The sequence below is a fragment of the Bacillus sp. MC1252 genome (assembly GCF_056838025.1).
The window spans coordinates 748,017-768,717 of record NZ_CM166369.1 but is presented as its reverse complement, the minus strand read 5'-3'; the positions used below and the strand labels follow the sequence as shown (position 1 = coordinate 768,717).

The window sequence follows — 20,701 nt, the reverse complement described above, 5'->3', positions numbered from 1 at the left end:
CGCTTTTTTATTTGATCCCTAACGTCTTCTGATGAAGCAAGAAACGATAGACTGGCAGTTCATCGCCTGCTTTCGAAGCAATAAACCCTGATGACATATAGCTATCTTTTGATTCTGGTTCAAGGGCAAGTGACAGCAAATTGGTTTGTGGCTGTGCTGTCAAATACACCTTGGTTCCTTTTGGCAGCTGACGTTTCTTTTCAACGAGTCTTGTTTCAAGCTGAATGTCTGTTTTGCTCTTTTCCTCTCGCTGTGTCACCTGATAGGCTTGTACTGGCACTTTCACGCCAACAGGCAATGTGACACTTTTTAATCCTAATGTTCTGAGCTTCCTCTCTACCCCTTCATGACCTGGGAGAATGAGATAAGCTGTCGGTCGCTCTCTTGTCAATACGGGAACTGCATCGCTCGCACTATGAAAACGCACAGGGACATCGATGGTCTGTCCTTTCTCAATATCCACCATTTCGAGTGAATCGTTCACAGGTGCTTTGAAATCATCTTGAATGACCACTTGATCGTCATCGTTTGTTTGAAGACCCTTTTTCACCAGTTTCAGCCGCTCCGTCACCATTTGCTGCTTGACTTGTTTGGCATGCTTCACCGTTGTCTCAATGATTTTTTCATGAGTGGTGACTTGTGCTGCGACGCGGCGGGCAAAGTCCTCCCTTCCAATTCCAATCCCCCTGCTTTCTACAAGAAATGATATAGCTGGCGAGAGTGCAAGGGCATTTCGGCCAATTCGTGCATCCGTTCCGCCTTCATAGAGATCGATCTTTCCATCCTTCCCTCTTGTGTTTGTATAATATAGGTCATTAGAAAATCCTTTGTTCGTCAGCGTTTCCCGAACTCCGTTCACATACAACTCATTTGATGTCAGACGAATGCTTTCAGGAATGTTCAAATTCTTACCCGATAAAATGAGTAAATCATGATATTTGAGGGCGCCTGATGAGCCAACATCTTCAAACTGCTTTTGGCCTACATCGTATTCATGGGCATCAATGACCACCTCTGGCCCATAACGATTAAATTCTTGATGCAAGGCTGTGAGCTCTGGAGATTCTAATGTCATATGATCACGATTCCCGTCCATTCCGTTTGCAAGCCTGCGGTCAAAGGCATATGAACCATCTGGGTTGATCCTTGGGACGATGATGATATTGACATGATTGAGTACACGCTCTCCTTCTTCACCTGCTAGTCGTTTCGCGATAACAAGAGCAGATTCGCCGGAGGCTGGCTCATTTCCGTGTATTTGTGCTTGAAGCCAGATCGTTGGCTTTTTTGAAAGTGGAGAGATGTGACGATCCTTTGTAAAGTAGAGAGCTGGAATAGACCGGCCATCAATGGATGTTCCAATCTGTTTCTGCGTGGCGTAAGGACTTTTGCGGACAATGTCACGTAAGAAATGTTGAAGCTCTTCTTGAGTCGTAAATGTGTCTCCTTTTTTCTGAAAGGCAGGTGTGTCGAACGTCTCGTCAGGCTCAGGGTATAGCTTTTTGACTGAGGCTGGCTGTTCATAACTTTTTCCATAATAAGGGGTGTCTGCGTTTGCTGAGGCTGGAGTCATCATCGACAAACTGCCTGTTATGAGGCATACAGCAGCAAAAAGAATTGTTCCTTTTCGTTTGGACATGCTATCCTCTCCCTTCGTTGATTTGCATTATAAAGAAAAAAACAGACAAAGTGTCAGTATTTTTCAAAAATATATCTTTTGGAGGAACAGGCATTTCTTTGTATAGGGCAAATGAATGGAGCTCGCTCGGCAATATGACCTAAAAAAAAGTGCCTGCTCTATACAGCAGGACACTCTTTTATTCACCAAATGGAAATGGCTCCAATGAGAACCGCCATGACGGTCATGGCGACGACCGCAAGCACAGCCCATTTCATCCCAAATTTCTGATGACGATCCAGTGATACCCCAACAAGTCCAACAAGTAAATGAGTCGATGGAACAAGTGGACTTAACATATGAATCGGCTGACCAATAATAGACGCTCTGGCAATCTCAATTTTATCGACACCGTATGCTGCCGCTGTTTCTGATAGGATCGGCAGTACCCCATAAAAGTATGCATCATTCGGCATAAAGAAAGTAAATATCCCGCTTGTTAACGCGACAATGACTGGAATAAATCCGCCAAGCTGCTCTGGAATAGCAGATACAATCGAAATCGCCATTTCATCGACCATTTTCGTCCCAGTTAAAATACCTGTAAAAACACCTGCCGCAAAAATCATAGAAGCAATCGCTAACACGTTTGTTGAATGAGCCGCAATCCGCTCACGCTGCTGATCTAAATTTGGATAGTTCACGATAATCGCCACACAGAAAGCAAGAACAAATAGAACGGTTAGGCTGACTTTTCCTGACACAAGCAATAGCACCAATAACAAAGTAAGCGCCAGGTTAAACCACCAAAGTTTCGGGCGTTTGATGTCATCTTGCAGTGCCGCTGCCATTTCATTTGCATGGATCGGCTGGTCAAGTTCAATCACACCAAGGCGTTTTCTTTCGGCTTTTCCAAGAAAATAAGAGACAATCATCATACTCAAAACCCCTGCGCCAATGACTGGAATCATCGGGCCAAATAAAAGTGATGGATCAACGCCAAGTGCACTTGCCGCTCTAGGTGTTGCACCGCCCCATGGAATCGTATTCATAATCCCCATGCCAACACCCGCAATACCTGCTAAAATAATCGGCCGGATGCCAAGCAGCGTAAATAACGGAAGCATCGCTGTTGTTGTAATCATGTACGTCGTTGTCCCGTCACCATCAAGTGCGACAAGCATGGTCAGGACAGCTGTTCCGACAATAATTTTTAATGGGTCGCCTTTGACGATTTTTAAGATTTTCGCCACCATCGGATCAAATAAACCCGCATCAATCATAATGCCGAAGTACAAAATGGCAAACATAATCATGACAGCTGTCGGAGCGACTTGCTGCACACCTTTGACAATCATGTCTGAAATTTCAGTAAAATGAAAACCTGCAATAAGAGCAAATGCAATTGGTGTTAATACCAATGCCGTTAGAACAGACATACGTTTCGTCATAATCAAAACCATAAATACAATCATCATAAGAAATCCTAAGATTGCTAACACTTTATTCACCCCTTATGTTGTATACGCTTTCATTAATTATTGGTATCCCATTTCCAACCCTTTCTGTCATCATATCTGACGTTGAAATTGAAGTAAATATTATGAATTTTAATTCTTTTTCGGTCGATAAATGCTTTTTGTTCATTTTGTGCAACCGTTGTTCTTTTTGATGCCATATAAAAAAGCGGCCTCACTCGACCGCTTTTTCTCCTTGTATGAATTGCTCATAACGCCTTAATTGATCTTCCATAAAGACCTTTGCCTCTTTACTGTTCATATAACGACTTGTCCAGCCTTTTTGTTTTAACTGCTTTTTCCAGGACTCGGTTTGCGTCATTTTTTGAAGAAGCTGATCCCATTCACGAATCTCGTGCTGATTCATTTGCTTAGGTCCCATGACACCGCGCCAATGAGAAAAGATGAGCGGGATTCCTTGCTCTTTCCATGTAGGCACATCTTCAAAGCCCTCTAATCGCTTATTGGTTGTGGTCGCTATGAGTTTTAGCCTCTTCTTTTCATAATCATGACGAACCTCTGTAATAGTAGTCGTTGCTGCATCCACCTCATGGTCAATGAGCGCCTGAAATAAATCATCTGCACTGTCAAATTTCAAAAATTGAATGCGGTAAGGGTCAATCCCTGCCATTTCTGCTGCCCGGGCGAACGAGATTTGATCGTCATTCCCAAAGTCAGGGGCAAAACCAATCTTTAAAGAATCTGGTTTTTTCTTTAGTGTGTTTAACAGTTCCTTTCCATTTGAGAAAGGAGAATTTACAGGGACTGCGACGACCTGCCACTCTTCAGCAAGAATGGCGAGTGGTGTTACATCATTCATTGTTACGTTACTGCTGCCAAGCAAATTACGGCTCAATAATAAGCTTGAATTTAAACTAATATAATTGGCATCTTGCTCCATCATATACGTCCATCCTTTATCCACCGTCCCGTCTCTTTGATAAAGGATATTCACAGGCCGTTTCACCAGCTTCTCTTGTTCAAGCACTGATTTCATCACCTGAGCCGTTTGGTCAAATCCACCGTCAGGCACACCTGACACCACAATATATAATGGACTGCGCTGCTGGAAAGAATGTTCTGCTGTTTTTTCATTAAAGGTGAGCGACATACAAAGGCAGATCATGATGACAAGAAGTATTCCTTTTTTCATCTTTTATGACTCCGCTTGCTTTTTGGCAGAATAATATCTTCGTTCTGGTCTGCCAATGATCCCGTACGCAAGCTCTGCCCGGCATTCTCCCGTTGTAACGAGATATTCTACGTAACGTCTCGCTGTTGTACGTGATACGCCCATTTTTTCTCCGAGTTCTTCCGCTGTAATCCCGCTATTCTCTGATGCCATCAGTGTTTTCACTTTGTCCAAGGTCAGTGAATTAATGCCTGTTGGCAGGTCTCGGTCACCCTTTTGTTTTGGTTCTTCCTGCATATGGCCAAAAAACAGATCAATCATTGTTTGATTGACTTCATCCTTTGAATTGATCAAGTCCTTCTTTTCTTTATATTCGGTTAAGACTTGCGTGAATTTTTGGGCTGTCACCGGTTTAATTAAATAATGAACCACTCCATAATGAAGGGCATCTCTTAGAAGCATTGTTTCCGTTGCAGCAGTAATAATGATGACATCTACTTCAGGATAACGTTCTCTTAAAAGCGGCAAAAGGTTTGTGCCGAGCTCATCAGGCATATACACGTCAAGCAAAATGAGATCGACCTGTTCTTTTTGGAGTGCCTCCCACATATCATTTGCACTCTTTGCCTTTCCAGCGACTTGAAAGCCTTGTATCTTTTGTATATAGGTTTCATGAATGGCAGCGATTCGAAAATCATCCTCCGCAATGAGTACCTTTATCACAATCTATTCCCCCTTTGTGCCTTTCGGTATGTATACAGTGAAGATGGCACCGCCTTCTTTTTGGTTCGTTACTTCAATCCAGCCCCCAAGTTCATCTAATACTTCTTTCACATTAGCTAGTCCGTAGCCTCGCCCTTCTCCCTTTGATGAATGACCTCTTGTGAAAAGATGTGACAGTTCTTTTTCATTCACCCCATCACCTGAATCAGAAACCTCTATGATAATATCAAATCCAATATCTGTGATGAACAGGCCTACCTCTCGCTTTTCCTTATTCAATACGGCCTCAAAGGCATTGTCTACGAGATTGCCAATAATGGTGATAAAGTGAGATAAACTCAAATGAGCTGGAAGCGGCTCCAATGAACTATTTTCATCAATATGGAAATGGACCTTCTTCTCAGATGCCTTGCCTAACTTTCCGAGTAAAATGGCTTGTATCTTCGGAGAGCGAATTTGCTTCATGAGTAAATCGTGCTGACGATTTTGAAGCGTATATTCTTCCTTAATTAAGTCGATGGCTTCATCCACTTGTTTCAGCTCAAGCAAGCCTAAAATGGCGTACAGCTTATTTGAGAACTCGTGTGTTTGTGCTCTAAGGTCTTCTGAATATTGGCTTACCTCTGTCAATGTATCCAGCAGCTTTGTCAGCTCTGTTTTCTCTCGAAAGCTCACAATTCCCCCGAATACTCTATGGTCCTGCACCACTTTTTTCACATTTAACACAAAGGTTTTATCATTGACGACGGTTTCGATGTTAGGTTCAATCGTCTCTGCCTTTAAATAGGAAAGAAGATTGGTATTTGGCAAGACTTGGTCAATATGATGCGGCAGCGCTGAAGAAGCACGCAGCATGTGTTCAGCTGACGTATTCATCATCGTAATCGCACCTTTACGGTCAAACGCAATGATTCCTTCTTTGATGGCATGCAGCATCGCTTCTCTTTCTCGATATAATGAAGCAATTTCATGCGGTTCAAGCCCTAATGTATCTTTGCGAATACTCTTTGTTAAAAAAATGGCACCGAATATGCCAGGCAGCAAAACAAGAAGGGCGATATAACTCAATTTGAATAGTTGATGGGCTGTCGCTTGATCGATTTCTCTTTTTAAAAATTCAACAGTGACTGTCCCAATAATTTCTTCATGCTGTCCTGTTTCTTTCATAATCGGGGCACTGCCCCTGACAACGATTTCACCAGCAGAATCACCAGTCGATATGGAGGTTCCTCCAAATAGCAGGGTACTCCTTCCTTCAGATACACTGATGGTTTTTCCAACATGCTCATGATTCGTATGAAAAAGGACCTTTCCTTTTTGATTGGTGATTAAGATGGCATGTGCTCTTACTTGCTCCTTCATTTGCTCGAGCACTGCCTGTTCTTCATTCTGAGATGCTGATGCGGCTACCGATGCTTTAATTGGCGGCATATATGATATCGTTCTAGCGGTTTGCACTGCCAGCTGTTCAGCTTGTCCCTGCCTTTCTGCTGTCTGCAAAAAACCAAAACAAATGGTCAATAAAGCAATGACAACAAGCAAAAGCCCGATAATTAATCCCAATATTTTCGTTTGTAAAGTGACTTTCCTTTTGCCCATCCTCACCGCCACAACCCCTAATTCAAATAGATTCATCGAATAAACTCTAAGAAAATCATATCATTTTTTCTTACGAAGTTGAGAGAAAATTCATTCAAACAAAAAAGGACGACTCAAATCAAGTCATCCCTGTTTGTTGATTACGTGATGGATAAACCAGCACTCGCATAGCCTGCTACGGTGTTAATTAAAGATAAGCCTGTTGCAGTCGCAGAGAATACAACCAGTAATCTTGTTTCCGGTGTAACTGGCACATTCAGGCCGGTAGCGATGCCGTTTGAAATAGCACCTATCGATAAAATCCCTGTTAAGTCTGGAGCCAATGTGACGCTCGCTACTTGAGTGAAGCTGTTATCTGGTGTCGGTGAAGCAAATAAGCTAGCTGTCACTGTGATGTTTGTGCCGACTAAAGAAAGTGCTGCTGTCGTACTAAAATAGCCGGCAAATGAAGTAATGGTACCAGCTCTCGGTACAGAAAATGCCATGTTTAATAAAGTTCCTGCGGCTCCTGTTAAATCAATGATCCCACCTACAATGCTGACACCTGTCGCTGAGTTACCAAATCCAACCAAGCTAGATGTCCCGACTAGACCGCCTCCGATTGTCGTCAAAACAGCAGGAGTTCCTGATGCAAATGGGATAATCGCACTCGATCCTGTGACACCTGTTGAACCAGTGGCTCCGGTGGCTCCTGTTTTCCCTGCTTTTCCTGTTTTTCCGGTAGCGCCGGTTACTCCTCTTTCACCCGTTACTCCTGTCGCACCCGTTACCCCTGCCGCTCCCGTTACTCCTGTCGCTCCGGTATCTCCTGCCGCACCAGTTACCCCTGTCGCTCCGGTATCTCCTGTCGCACCAGTTACCCCTGTCGCTCCGGTATCTCCTGCCGCTCCCGTTATCCCTGTCGCTCCCGTTACTCCTGCCGCTCCCGTTACTCCTGCCGCACCCGTTATCCCTGTCGCTCCGGTATCTCCTGCCGCACCCGTTACCCCTGTCGCTCCCGTTACTCCTGTCGCTCCGGTATCTCCTGCCGCACCCGTTACCCCTGTCGCTCCCGTTACTCCTGTCGCTCCGGTATCTCCTGTCGCACCAGTTACCCCTGTCGCTCCGGTATCTCCTGCCGCTCCCGTTATCCCTGTCGCTCCCGTTACTCCTGCCGCACCCGTTATCCCTGTCGCTCCGGTATCTCCTGCCGCACCAGTTACCCCTGTCGCTCCCGTTACTCCTGTCGCTCCGGTATCTCCTGCCGCTCCCGTTACTCCTGTCGCTCCGGTATCTCCTGCCGCACCAGTTACCCCTGTCGCTCCCGTTACTCCTGTCGCTCCGGTATCTCCTGCCGCTCCCGTTACTCCTGTCGCTCCCGTTACTCCTGTCGCTCCCGTTACTCCCGTGTTGCCAGCGCCTGCTAATAACGTATAATCTGGAGATGTATCTGGGGTACCCATTGGCGATGCTGTATTCACCATATACGTACTACCCTTGTATGTCACAATTTGACCTAATGTATGTGTCGAAACCGTCTCTAGATCAAAATCCACTATTCCAATTAACCCTATTCCGGTTGCACCAGTTGAACCTTTGTCTCCCTTTACTCCCGCTGAACCTGCAGCAGCTAATAACGTGTAATCGGCCGATGTACTTGGTGTTCCTGATGGCAGAGCTTTATTCACTTTATATGTACTGCCATTGTATGTCACAACTTGATCTAGTGGATAGGTCGCTGCTACCGCTGGATCAAAATTCACAATTCGTGTTAACCCTACATCTACTGGGCCTGCTGAGCCTTTTCCATCCCCCCTTCCTGGCAAACCTTGTATTCCACAAACACATGGATCCTGTCCGCAACAAAGATTTTCCACTGACTTTTCAGGTTTTCCACTCTTACAACTATCACATACCCATCCATTATCCTTATACGCATCATACCAGCTTCCATTTTGGTAGTGGTCGGCCGAATGAGCTGGATATGTTTTTCTGCACTGTCTACATCTTCTCATAGAATCCCCCCAATCCATCGTATTCATCCATATGGGGAAAGGTGTATGTACACTTTTCATTTTATTTAGAAATATTGAAAAGACCTTGCACTCCATGCACAAGGTCTTTTCTTCATTGAAATCTCATCGTCATTTTTAAATCCTTTCCTACCATACTATAGTCAATATCCGCTGGACGGATCGCCTCTTTTAGTTTTTTTATTCCTTTTCCTTCAAACATAGTAGGTGCATCTTTCCCGCCAATCAATAAAGGTGCCACATAAATAACAGCTTCATTCACAAGTGACGCTTCTAAAAATGACGCACTCACACTGCCTCCTGCCTCAACAAGTACTGACATCACAGAGCGCTTCTTTAACATGTGTAACACATCTTGAAGATCTGTCCGTCGTTCCCCGTTTGTGACAAATACTTCATACCCTTTTTGCACAAGCTGATCATACTTTTTTTGATCGTACATTCGTGAGGTACAAATAATGGTTTCTGCCATATGATCTGTTAAACATTTTGCATGAAGCGGGATCCTTAATGTTGAATCTAAAATGACACGAATGGGCTGAGTGATGAATGAATCCTTCACAATTAAACCTGCATCATCTTGAATAATCGTTTCAACTCCTGTAATCACCGCATCTGCTTCTTGACGTAAAAGCTGCACTTCCGTTCTCGCTTCTGTTCCGGTGATCCATTTGCTTTCTTGATAAGCCGTTGCAATTTTCCCATCTATTGAAATAGCTGATTTTAATATGACATACGGAAGGTCTGATTGAATCAAATGAAAAAAAGGCAAATTTAAGCGGTCTGCTTCCTGTTTACATATTCCTTCTTCTACTTCTAACCCTGCTTCTTTCAACATGGTCATCCCTTTACCTGCTACAAGCGGATTCGGATCTTGAGTGCCAATGACCACACGTTTCACACCGCTCTTGATGATGGCTTGTGTGCAAGGACCCGTTTTTCCTTGATGCGTACAAGGTTCGAGTGTCACATACATGTCAGCCCCCTTCGCCTTTTCTCCTGCCATTTGCAGCGCATGAATTTCAGCATGCGGCTCACCTGCCTTCAAGTGAGCACCAATCCCAACGATCTCCCCGCGTAGAACAATCACTGCACCGACAAGCGGATTGGGTGAGGTTTGTCCTTTCATTGCCTTTGCGTTGGCAATGGCCAGCTTCATATAAAAAACATCGTCTTTCATCTGTGGCTCCTTTCTTCTCTTTCAAGGGAAAGAACTCCTTCAGGAAAATGAAGGAGTTCTATTCTCATGTGCTAAATTTTTTCCATCCGTTTCTTTTCAGATCGATCATAGTAAGGCAAGGAATAAAACAGTTTATACGATGCTCGTTGTTTACAGAAACAGCATTTGCGTAATTCATATTTATTAATGAGGAGCACATGCGGACAATTGAGTACAGTCAGACCCTTTTTCATATGTTCCTTGCAAACACTTATCATGAGAATCCCCCGCTTACATTCTTTTTCTTAATGAGAGATTACTTCTTTCGGAAATTGTTCAAATAAGCGCAGTACTTCCGTATGCGTACCATCTTCTCTAATGTGATAAATACCGCCGTCATATGAGCTTGCATATACATCATTACCTAATTGTCTGATTGCACTAATCCCATTCTTGGCAATTCTGATTGGACCAGTATTCACATGTAACTCTGGATTCCACACAACGATGTATCCCCAATAATCTCCGCTCACAATATAGCCAGAATCTGTGACAGTGACTGATTTAATGGAATATTGATGCTCATTGTGCTGGTCTAAAATTCTACCTGTATGCAAATCAAACAATCTGACATTCTTGTCACGGCTGACAATGGCAATGCGGTCTCTTTTGCTGTCAATAAATACATCATTTAATAGCTCTGTCGCACCGATATATTCCGCTTTTAAGGACAAACTCTTTTTATCTAGAAGACAGATGGTCCCTTCAACCGCAGCGGTGATGATATGATCTCCTTCTACCTTTAATGCTTTGACCGCACAATCATGTGCTTTGGAACGGCCGATTTCCTTTAAGTGTTCCGTCGAAATGACATGCACATAACCGCCGTAAGTTCCAATATAGAATTGTCGGTCCTCCTCGTGGAAATACACACTGTTGACTGGGCCTGTGTTGAGATCAAAAGAGACCATTTGCTGTAATGATTCGTGTACAATGTGCACTTGACTTGCATGATCTCCCCAAGCATAATAGCTTCCATCCCGTGCGACAGCCACCCCATTTGTTAAAACGCCTGTCGATTTTGCGATTTCGATCCCGTTTTTTCTGAATTTTCCGTCATCTGATGCGGTGATGATGTCACCCGTATCAGTCAACGCAATATCATTAATAGACGGTGTCGCCAGTTCAATCTCATCAGATATGACTTTTCCCTCTTCAATCGACCATTCACAATACGTTTTCCCAAAGCTGGCTCCTAGGATGGCCTTCTCATCCTCTGTCCAGACAAGCGAGCGCTCCCATTGATATTTATGAGGCAGCAGCGTATCGATTAAATCTCCCGTTTCATAATTCCACAGCTTAATTAAATGGTCATAGCCTGCTGTCAGCAAGTAATCTCCGCTCGGAGAAAAATTCACACGCTTTACACCCTGTAAATGGGCTTTGATGATTTTTTTCTCCTGTAAAGTGTTCGCATCATATATGATGACGGTGCCATCATCTCTGCCAAGTGCAAACACTTCTTTTTGATTGCTGCCGCTGATTGTGTCCAGCTCATAATCAAATGGGCCAATTTCCCCCACAATTTCTCCTGTATCATACAGCCAAACAAGGACATAGCCATCATCACCTGTTGTATAAGCTTTATCCCCATGTATCCATACAGCTAATACATCTTTGCTATGTCCATGGAATTCTCGTAAGATGGCTCCTGTTTCGATATCCCATACTAAGCATCTTCTATCTCTAGATACCGATACTAGCAAGGTATCCTGCTTGGCAAAGGCGACGGCTTCCACATCATCCGCATGACCAAACAGCGTACGAATTCGTGTCTGTGTGCCTGTATCATACAATTGAATGGTATAGTCTGACGATGCACTCGCTAGATACTTTCCACTTTCAGAAAGAGATAAAGAGTTAATGATATGCTCGTGACTCCCGATAAACGTTCCTTCTCCTGTTTCCCGGTCCCACTTATAAATACAGCGGTCATAGCCGCCAGTGTAGACAATTTGGTCATGCTCAGTAGATAAAACAGATGTAATTGGTCCTCTATGCATGGTTTTACACTCCTATCTTTATATGTTTTTTTGACGAGTAACTAGACGAAAACCAGTAAATCGAAAAACGGGGTCTGGGTGCTTCCCGTGTCTTCTTGCGACTCTGCATAAATCTCCGCCTCTTGCGAAGGAGCCGCCTTTTAGAATGTAGTAATCGCTGCCGATTGTTTCCGTTAAATCATCTACGACCTCGATCCCGCCTTCATATACGTGATATTTGGTGTTGACCCATTCCTCGACATTGCCTCCCATATCATAAAGTCCAAATAGGGATCTGCCCTTTTCGTAATGACGGACAGGCGTCGTTTTTTCGATATTGGATTCGTGCGTATTGCAGCAAGAAGGATCGAACTCATCTCCCCACGGGTATTGATTTCTCGTGTTACCCCGGGCAGCATACTCCCATTCTTCTTCAGTAGGGATTGAAACGTCATATCCGAGCTTCCCGCTCAGCCACTGACAGAACGAGAAGGCTTCCTCGATATCCATGCCCCAAGCTGGATGGTCTTTTCCTCCGCCAAGCTCTGGGTTCGTTAAGCTTTCCGGATAAGTCTGGCCTGTTTCATCACAATAGCTTTGATACAATTCATTTGGTACGACCGTATCTGAGATAAAAAATTCATTGATATACGGCTGATAGGATGGAAATTCTTTGTACAGCCATTTTTGAAATTTTTTCTCACGTCCATAGGCTGGATTGAGAAGCTTGTCCTTCCAAAATTCTGATGCCTTTTTCATATCTTCTTCATTACTTCCAATCGTTGCATAGCCGCTTGGGATTTGAATCCAATTGATATCAGGTTTCACGCTTTTCTCCCGCCTTCTTTAAATAAACTCATCTACTGATTAATTAATTTCTTCTCATCGACCATATGCCCTGAGGCTGCTTTTGCCTTTAAATACGCTTCGTTATAGAGAGAGGCTTCTACCGTATGATCAAATCGTAAAACTGGAAGCCCGTAAGCAGCAATGGAGTCGACTTTATCTGGATTGTTTGTTAACAGGTGCAATGGTTTCCCTTTGTTTAAGTAGTGCAATACAGCCGCAGCTTCCTCGTAATGCCGATCATCATCTCCGCAGCCGATCAGGCGATTGGCCTCAAACGTATCCAGTTTCATTTCCTGTAATTTATACGTGAATGCTTTCGCCATCAGCCCAATGGAACGCCCTTCTTGGTTGGCCATATACACAAGCATGCCTTTTCCGTGTTCTGTGATTTTCTTCAGCGATAACGCAAGCTGTGGACCGCAATCACATTTCAGTGACCCAAACACATCCCCTGTTTGGCAGACACTATGAATTCGCACAAGCGGAGGTACCTCATTTTCAAAGTCGCCAAATAGGAGACAAGAGGAAAATGTTTGCTGCGTGGTACTCATTTGTACAATGGATTCGATCGTTGGCTTTGTATCTGGTTCAACAGGTGAAAAGGCATACCATTTAAACTGCACCTCCTCATGTTGAATAGAGATTGGCAGATTCACTGGCCCCACGAGCAAATAGTTTTTTTCTTGAAATGAAAAATGATGAATCATTGATTGTAATTCAGCTACAAACTTGTTCATTTGTCTCCCCCCTATTCATCACTGCACTCAATTCGATTTTGACAGCGCAGTGATGGAGTGATGAATATGCACACTCCCTCAGCCTGGGCACGCGTTTCCAGCTGCAATCATGGCTTGTGAGGAAATGCCTGTACAAATGCCGGGTGCATACATTCGCTCCATGGATGCGCGATGCCTCTCATCGTTTAAGTCCCTTTATTTTCGTAAAAGAAATGCCTGAAGAACGACGACTCTTCGACCTGGCCTTTGTCCAGTACAAAGGAGCAGAAATCGAGCTTCATACGCTGTATTCTCTGTAAGAGCAGCGACACCATCCGGTAATTGCACGCCCTTTCTTAAAAGAACACCTCCGTAAGCTTCGAGCTGCTTTCTACCTTTTACTAGAAGATCTGGTTCTTTATATGCTATTGGTCACATAAGTGCGTATCAGCTGGGCTCGCCACTCACCATTGATGAATAGATGATACTTCTTTTCAGCTATAATGATTGCAGCACTTAAGCCACTTGGACTTGAACCTGCACCAAGAACCATCACTTCATACATCGTGTTTATCCTCCTTTGTACTAGATTTTGACGGCAATGACATGATGCTGGCTGATTCCGGCCTTTGCTTTTAATGGTGCAATCGATACAAGCTCAAGACCTGATGTACAAATTCTTTCTCCAAGCTGAGAATCTGAAAACGAAAAATGAAATCGGCCATCTTCTCCGATTAATCCTGTTTTCCACTCTTCTCCCCATACAACAAGTGAAAAGACGCCACCTTCATGAAGTAAAGAAGAGACCTGCTTTAAGTAACGTTCGTGATCATCAGGATGTTGATGGTGAAAACAGCCATGATCTAAAATTAAATCAAACTGCATCTCGCGCCCCTGATCACTCGACCATGACATAAAATCCTGATGAACGAAATGGACAGGAATCGTGTCTTTTTTCTTTAACCCTTCCCACTCCTCATGCTCATACAGATCAATGCCGACATATGCTGAAAGCCCGCTTAAATGTTCAAGTGCCCGGCCGTTCCCGCACCCGATATCCAGCACAGAAGCAAGTGCATCCTTTTCCCTTGAACGCCATGCCTTTAATGACATCACAGCTGCGTCCGTTAATGACGGATCAGTAGACCACATATCTGTTCTTTGCTCATAGTGTTCTTGAAATGCCATGCGCATTTTTTCTAAATACAACCCACTGTCTTCATGGTACAAAGCCTTTTTCATCACGGGACCTCCTTCAATTCACAATCACCTTTTCTGACAATGATGGTCTTCAAGCAAAAAGCCTTATGATAGAATGAAAGATGGATTTTCTAGAAAAATCTGTTTTCTAAAAAAAGAGAAGCATCCCACATGTTCATTCTTCTTTTTCAGCACTCATCCTCACATGCAGCCATTCGCAAGATACGGCGCCTCAGCTTGTTGTCTCTTTTTTTCATATGAGTTCACCTCCTTCACTGCTTGATCAAGGTATAATTGAAAGCGCTTTCTCTTTTGTATTCCTCTAATCGGCTTATACAAGAACTGACATCTTTTTGATACATCTTGCAAATTGATCGTAGTAGAAAGTTCAAACTATTGTTTAAAACGACTATCATTCTTCCGTTTCTTCTTCAAATAAAAAATCATTTTCTCTAGTCTAGTAGAACATGTATATCCCTCAGAATCACTTGTCCTTTGGTTGCATGCACCACCTTTCACTAGAATATGCTTCGAGTAAACCTACCAGATTTTTTAACAACTAATTCCATAACGACTGGATTAAGCCCAATATATTGTTTTTAGATTATTTTGTCAATAGATTATTTCCTAAATATTAGAATGAATTTTCTAATTGAAAATACAGGTATTTTTCGTGGTTTCTTGACCTTAAAACACTAATTTCTACACAAAAATACAATTTAAATCTATAGAACTAAGAAATTTATCTACTAAATTACACAAGATTTTTATTTCATTTTGAGACAAAAATGAAATATATCATAATTATTTCCCGAGTGGTTATTTGTGATATTTCGACTATTTTTTCTGTTTTTTGATGATTTTCTTTGGTATTTCTACATTTTCAATTAGATGATTTACTGTTTATTCCAATCCATTCAACTTTCTTATTACAGTAAAAAAGATGGATGTCTGATCTAAACATGAAGACATGAAAAAAAGCCCCTTACAAAAGTAAGAGGCTTAGCGTGTAGACAACTCTCGCATTCTTTGTCAGGTCTGCGCTCTGGTGCTCACGAATGTCAAATTCGCTTCGTTCCAGTGCTCGTCCTTCCTTGACTTCAAAAGAAGACAAAGGGCTAAAATAAAAATTTCAGCCCTTTGTCAAGAGGCTTTTTAAAGTTTGCGTTTAGGCCCAGGTTTTCACTTTTTCATGATCTGTTACAAATAGAAGGACTTTTCCCTCGTCTAAGTGTTCTTCAAATGTTTCAGCTTCTTCTTTAGTGAATCCAATCTCTTGAATTTTATTGCGGAGCTCATCGCCCTTTTTACTAAAGATATTCCCAACAGCATGTTTAAGTCCAACTTCTCTTGGACCTATCGTATTGGCATCTGCATGACTTGCAATACGCTCTGTTCGGTCATCGTCATGGGACAGAACATAAATGTCCTCTCTTGCAACACCGAGTTCTTTTAATTGCTCTACATCTCGTTGAAGTGTTTCATCATTTGAATACTCTCTTACAACAGGTTTCATTTTATATTCCTCCTTTAACGTCTTACGAATCTTTTACCCGTCACTTTTGTCATTAAACCTTCCACGAGCACATCCATTTTGCTGCATGTATTTACCGTGCCTATTGACTTATTTTTGACAAAAACCCTGTGAAAGTGACTAAATTTTCTGAAATATCGTGTTCATTCCTGTTGATTTGTTGTACAATTCTTATACTGGAGGCTAGAAATGAGGTAGAGCTGATGTATTATTTTTCAGTGGAGCAGCAGTTTAATGCTTGGGTTGTCAGTGATTTGGTGAAACAGCTTTTTCAAAAGTGGAATCCTGAAGAAGCAAAAGCAAAGTCGCTTACATTGTTTGCTGAACAGCACTTTCACATCTCCATTGATTATCTCTTTTCTATCATTATGAACATTGGAGATATCGAGTCGATTGATCAAGATCCACAAGACCTGTTGTCCTCATACTTGAATATCCTTTTTCCTTTTGTGACGCGCGATATGATAAAAGCCTCCATGCAAAATGCAAATGAATATTTGTTAAAAGAACGTGATGCGGACGTATATCAGCTGTTTGGTTGTCTCCCGCCGCTCTTCTCTGTCTCTTTTCAAAAAAAGTAGTCCCATTCTTTTGGATGGTGGCTGCTTTTTTGTATGTGTTTTGAAAAGACCGTATGTTTTGAATGAAAAGAAGCATCATGTTAATGTAAAACTAGGATGCAAGTGAAAGGAAGGATTTGACATGAGTCAACAAAAGCAAATTCAATTAGCAAAACGTCCAAAAGGATTACCTACAAAAGATGTTTTTCGTTTTGAAACAGTTGATATACCCGTGCCGCAAGATGGCGAAGTCTTGATTCAAACGAAATATGTTTCTGTAGATCCTTATATGAGAGGACGAATGCAGGATACAAAATCCTATACACCTCCGTTCAAACTAAATGAAGTGATTCAAGGTGGTGTTGTCGGAGAAGTCGTCGAGTCAACATCTCCTCAATTTGAAAAAGGTGATTTTGTCCTTGGATTCCTCGGCTGGCAGGAATATTCGACTGCCAAAGCTGAGTCGCTGACAAAAATTGATCCATCCATTGCGCCATTATCCTATTACTTAGGGATTTTGGGCATGCCTGGGCAAACAGCCTATTTTGGACTTCTTTCAATTGGTCAGCCAAAAGAAGGCGAGACGGTTGTGATTTCAGGAGCCGCAGGTGCCGTTGGTTCCGTTGTCGGACAAATCGCTAAAATCAAAGGCGCACACGTCGTTGGAATTGCCGGATCTGATGATAAACTTGCTTATTTAAAAGAGCTGGGCTTTGATGAAACCATTAATTATAAAACAACAAATGATTTAGATGATGCTATTGCAAAAGCCTGTCCAAACGGTGTCGATGTGTATTTTGACAATGTAGGCGGTGAGATTTCTGACGCAGTGATGAATCATTTGAACCGTTTTGCACGCATTCCAGTGTGCGGGGCTATTTCTTCTTATAACATTAGCGCAAGCGAGGACATTGGACCGCGTGTGCAAACAAAGCTCATTAAAACAAGCGCATTGATGCAAGGGTTTATTGTCGCCAACTACGCAGATCGTTTTGAAGAGGCGGCAAAGGATCTTGCACAATGGGTGAAAGAAGATCAACTCACTTACAAAGAAACCATTACCGAAGGCTTTGACAACATTCCTGATGCATTCATTGGACTGTTCAAAGGCGAAAATGTCGGGAAACAGCTTGTCAAAATTTCATAACAAGAAAAGGACCCTGCCTTCTGGCGGGTCCTTTTTTTATGCCTGTTGAGGCGCAAGATGCAGCTGGCCTTGCTTATACACAATTTCCTCAAGCGAGATATTCAGCTTTTTCGCCATTTTTTTCAGCATCGCATGCTCTTGATGTGTGACAAGGCTGATGACAGCCCCTTCTTTGCCTGCACGGCCTGTTCTGCCTGAACGGTGGATATAGCCTTCTTCATTTGGCAGATCTGCATGAATCACGTACGGCAAATCATCAATATCAATGCCTCTTGCTGCAATATCTGTTGCTAAAAGAAGTGGGAATTCACGCTGTTCGAATGACTTCAAGATCACAGCACGTTCCGCTTTTTTCGCTTCACTATGAAGCACACCAAGGTCCACATGGTGATACGCTAATTTCTCTGCATAAATGCTTAAGTTCGTGATATCACGGACAAAGACGAGCGCGTGCATGTCCTCAAGCCGCGATAGCTTTTGCAGTAATTTCACTTTATCCCGCTGATCACATAACAGATAATAGTGACCTACCTTCTGCGCTTCTTCTTGGCTTCTGCCGATTTTCAACACCTCTGGTTCAGATGTCATTTCTTTGATTAGTTGAATAGTTTCCTTTTTCAAAGTCGCAGAAAAACAAAGGATTTGTCTTTCTTTTAATGTGGATTTAATGATCGCTTGGATCGTTTTCATATGCTCTGGCACAAGAAGCTGATCTGCTTCGTCTAATACGATCGTTTTGACTTCATGCATTTTCAGTTTCTTGATTTTGATTAATTCTTGTACACGGCCAGGTGTGGCCACAACGATGTTCGGGTGTTTCTTTAGCTTTTCCTGCTGCTTCTTGATGTTCGCTCCGCCAATCAAGGAGACAGCTTTGATGTCTGATCCTTGTTTGAACTCTTGCACGACATCAAAAATTTGCATCACAAGCTCTCTTGAAGGTGCCAAGATTAAGACTTGCGGGTGTTTGATATTCACATCAATTTTATTTAAGAGCGGCAGAACATACGCAAGTGTCTTCCCTGTTCCAGTTGGTGATTCTGCAATCACATCACGCTTCTTCGTAATCCACTCTGCTGTTTTTTCTTGTATAGCTGTTGGTTGCCCGAAGCCAGCCGCTTCAAAGTTCTCTTGAATAAATGGCTTTGCTTCTTTAAAAAATGCCCAAGTTTCCGTCATGTCGATCTCCTTTATCCTCATTCAATCTATCCTTAAGTATCTCAAAATCAGCTTTGAAACGCAATTTTTCTTTTGATGCTTTTATCGAGCCGGACAGTTCGATATAATCATGAGAGGCACTAGCCGTTTTGAATCTATTTGAGGTGTAAAAAATGATATTATCTGTTAAAGATTTAAGCCATGGCTTTGGTGACAGAGCCATTTTCCACGAAGTCTCCTTCCGTTTATTAAAAGGCGAGCATGTCGGCTTAATCGGCGCCAACGGTGAAGGAAAGTCAACGTTTATGAATATTATTACTGGTAAGCTAGAGCCAGATGCAGGAAAAGTCGAATGGGCTAAAAATGTCCGCGTCGGCTACCTTGATCAGCATACGGTACTAGAAAAGGGAAGAACCATTCGTGAGGTCCTTCAGGATGCCTTCCATTATTTATTTTCCATGGAAGCAGAAATGAATGACATTTATGGAAAAATGGGTGAAGCTGACCCTGATGAGCTAGAAAAGCTGCTAGAAGAAGTTGGCATCATTCAGGATGCACTGACAAACAATGATTTCTATATCATTGATTCCAAGGTAGAAGAAATTGCAAGAGGTCTTGGGTTAACGGATCTTGGGCTAGACCGTGATGTGACAGAGCTGAGCGGTGGTCAGCGTACGAAAGTGCTGCTTGCGAAATTGCTGTTAGAGAAGCCAGAAATTCTCCTTCTCGATGAGCCGACCAACTATTTGGATGAGCAGCATATTGAGTGGCTGAAGCGCTATTTACAGGAGTATGAAAATGCGTTTATCCTCATCTCACATGACATTCCGTTTTTAAACAGTGTCATTAACTTGATTTATCATGTCGAAAATCAAGAATTGACACGCTACGTCGGTGATTATGATCAATTCAAACAAGTGTACGAAGTCAAAAAGCAGCAGCTGGAAGCAGCCTATAAAAGGCAGCAGCAAGAAGTCGCTGAATTAAAGGATTTTGTCGCCAGAAACAAAGCACGTGTCAGCACAAGAAATATGGCCATGTCTCGTCAAAAGAAGCTGGATAAGATGGACATGATTGAATTGGCCGCAGAAAAACCAAAACCAGAATTTCACTTTAAGCCTGCACGTACTTCCGGGAAATTGATTTTTGAAACGAAGGATTTAGTGATCGGTTATGAGGAGCCGCTCTCTCGCCCTTTGAATCTGAAAATGGAACGCGGGCAAAAAATTGCGTTATACGGCGCAAATGGAATCGGAAAAACGACGTTGCTGCGAAGTCTTCTAGGAGAGATCACGCCAATTTTTGGTGAGGTTGAACGCGGAGAATTCCTGCACATTGGCTACTTTGAGCAGGAAGTAAAAGAGCAAAACAGCAACACCTGTATTGAAGAGGTGTGGAGCACCTTCCCTTCTTACACACAATATGAAGTAAGAGCTGCCCTTGCCAAATGCGGATTAACGACAAAACATATTGAAAGCCGCGTATCTGTTTTAAGCGGAGGAGAGAAAGCAAAGGTTCGTCTTTGCAAGCTGATCAACGAAGAAACCAATTTACTTGTTCTCGATGAGCCGACAAACCACTTGGATGTCGATGCCAAAGAAGAACTAAAACGCGCTCTAAAAGAATATAAAGGCAGCGTCTTATTGATTTCTCACGAACCTGAATTTTATCAAGATGTTGCAACCGAAACATGGAATTGCGAATCTTGGACGACAAAAGTATTATAACGACAAAA

17 protein-coding genes are annotated in these 20,701 nt (G+C 42.7%); 3 read left to right on the top strand and 14 right to left on the bottom strand.

Going from position 1 to position 20,701, the window contains the following annotated elements; genetic code table 11:
* Positions 1–7: 7 nt before the first annotated feature.
* From ACYH0L_RS03695 to ACYH0L_RS03635, 13 genes are all read right to left on the bottom strand, one after another.
* Positions 8–1,639, bottom strand: coding sequence for a M14 family metallopeptidase (locus ACYH0L_RS03695; protein ID WP_482354370.1), 1,632 nt, complete (start codon positions 1,637–1,639; stop codon positions 8–10).
* 182 nt (positions 1,640–1,821) lie between these two features.
* Positions 1,822–3,120, bottom strand: coding sequence for an Mg(2+)/citrate complex secondary transporter CitM (citM, locus tag ACYH0L_RS03690; RefSeq protein ID WP_099727691.1), 1,299 nt, complete (start codon positions 3,118–3,120; stop codon positions 1,822–1,824).
* Positions 3,121–3,310: 190 nt separating this feature from the next.
* Complete coding sequence (locus ACYH0L_RS03685) at positions 3,311–4,288, bottom strand: tripartite tricarboxylate transporter substrate-binding protein (protein WP_099727692.1); 978 nt, start codon at positions 4,286–4,288, stop codon at positions 3,311–3,313.
* Between the two features lie 3 nt (positions 4,289–4,291).
* Complete coding sequence (locus tag ACYH0L_RS03680) at positions 4,292–4,990, bottom strand: response regulator (protein WP_230031717.1); 699 nt, start codon at positions 4,988–4,990, stop codon at positions 4,292–4,294.
* 3 nt (positions 4,991–4,993) lie between these two features.
* Positions 4,994–6,589, bottom strand: a complete 1,596-nt coding sequence (locus tag ACYH0L_RS03675; protein ID WP_249705319.1) for a sensor histidine kinase — start codon at positions 6,587–6,589, stop codon at positions 4,994–4,996.
* Positions 6,590–6,729: 140 nt separating this feature from the next.
* Positions 6,730–8,394: an exosporium glycoprotein BclB-related protein gene (locus tag ACYH0L_RS03670; RefSeq protein WP_482354369.1), complete on the bottom strand. Its 1,665-nt coding sequence runs from the start codon at positions 8,392–8,394 to the stop codon at positions 6,730–6,732.
* Positions 8,395–8,695: 301 nt separating this feature from the next.
* Complete coding sequence (gene ribD, locus ACYH0L_RS03665; protein ID WP_249705279.1) at positions 8,696–9,781, bottom strand: bifunctional diaminohydroxyphosphoribosylaminopyrimidine deaminase/5-amino-6-(5-phosphoribosylamino)uracil reductase RibD; 1,086 nt, start codon at positions 9,779–9,781, stop codon at positions 8,696–8,698.
* A gap of 284 nt (positions 9,782–10,065) precedes the next feature.
* Positions 10,066–11,823 (bottom strand): WD40 repeat domain-containing protein, encoded by a 1,758-nt coding sequence (locus ACYH0L_RS03660; protein WP_249705278.1) that lies wholly within the window; start codon positions 11,821–11,823, stop codon positions 10,066–10,068.
* An 18-nt stretch (positions 11,824–11,841) separates the two neighbouring features.
* Positions 11,842–12,630, bottom strand: a complete 789-nt coding sequence (locus ACYH0L_RS03655; protein ID WP_249705277.1) for a formylglycine-generating enzyme family protein — start codon at positions 12,628–12,630, stop codon at positions 11,842–11,844.
* 32 nt (positions 12,631–12,662) lie between these two features.
* The gene (locus ACYH0L_RS03650) at positions 12,663–13,388 is read right to left on the bottom strand and encodes a GTP cyclohydrolase II (protein WP_099727697.1); all 726 of its coding nucleotides are present in this window, start codon (positions 13,386–13,388) and stop codon (positions 12,663–12,665) included.
* A gap of 397 nt (positions 13,389–13,785) precedes the next feature.
* Complete coding sequence (locus tag ACYH0L_RS03645; RefSeq protein ID WP_180275520.1) at positions 13,786–13,932, bottom strand: hypothetical protein; 147 nt, start codon at positions 13,930–13,932, stop codon at positions 13,786–13,788.
* Between the two features lie 20 nt (positions 13,933–13,952).
* Positions 13,953–14,609, bottom strand: a complete 657-nt coding sequence (locus ACYH0L_RS03640) for a class I SAM-dependent methyltransferase (RefSeq protein WP_249705276.1) — start codon at positions 14,607–14,609, stop codon at positions 13,953–13,955.
* 1,126 nt (positions 14,610–15,735) lie between these two features.
* The gene (locus ACYH0L_RS03635; protein ID WP_230031713.1) at positions 15,736–16,083 is read right to left on the bottom strand and encodes a YflT domain-containing protein; all 348 of its coding nucleotides are present in this window, start codon (positions 16,081–16,083) and stop codon (positions 15,736–15,738) included.
* Between the two features lie 221 nt (positions 16,084–16,304).
* Between ACYH0L_RS03635 and ACYH0L_RS03630 the strand changes: the two genes are divergently transcribed.
* Positions 16,305–16,682, top strand: coding sequence for a YfmB family protein (locus ACYH0L_RS03630; protein WP_099727700.1), 378 nt, complete (start codon positions 16,305–16,307; stop codon positions 16,680–16,682).
* Between the two features lie 121 nt (positions 16,683–16,803).
* Entirely contained in the window at positions 16,804–17,808 is a 1,005-nt protein-coding gene (locus ACYH0L_RS03625) for an NADP-dependent oxidoreductase (protein ID WP_099727701.1), read from the top strand.
* A 36-nt stretch (positions 17,809–17,844) separates the two neighbouring features.
* Here the strand turns inward: ACYH0L_RS03625 and ACYH0L_RS03620 are convergent, their stop codons facing one another.
* The gene (locus ACYH0L_RS03620; protein ID WP_482354368.1) at positions 17,845–18,987 is read right to left on the bottom strand and encodes a DEAD/DEAH box helicase; all 1,143 of its coding nucleotides are present in this window, start codon (positions 18,985–18,987) and stop codon (positions 17,845–17,847) included.
* Positions 18,988–19,139: 152 nt separating this feature from the next.
* Here ACYH0L_RS03620 and ACYH0L_RS03615 point away from each other — a divergent pair, with 152 nt between their 5' ends.
* A complete protein-coding gene (locus ACYH0L_RS03615) occupies positions 19,140–20,693 on the top strand; it encodes an ABC-F family ATP-binding cassette domain-containing protein (protein ID WP_482354367.1) in 1,554 nt (517 codons plus the stop codon).
* Positions 20,694–20,701: the final 8 nt, after the last annotated feature.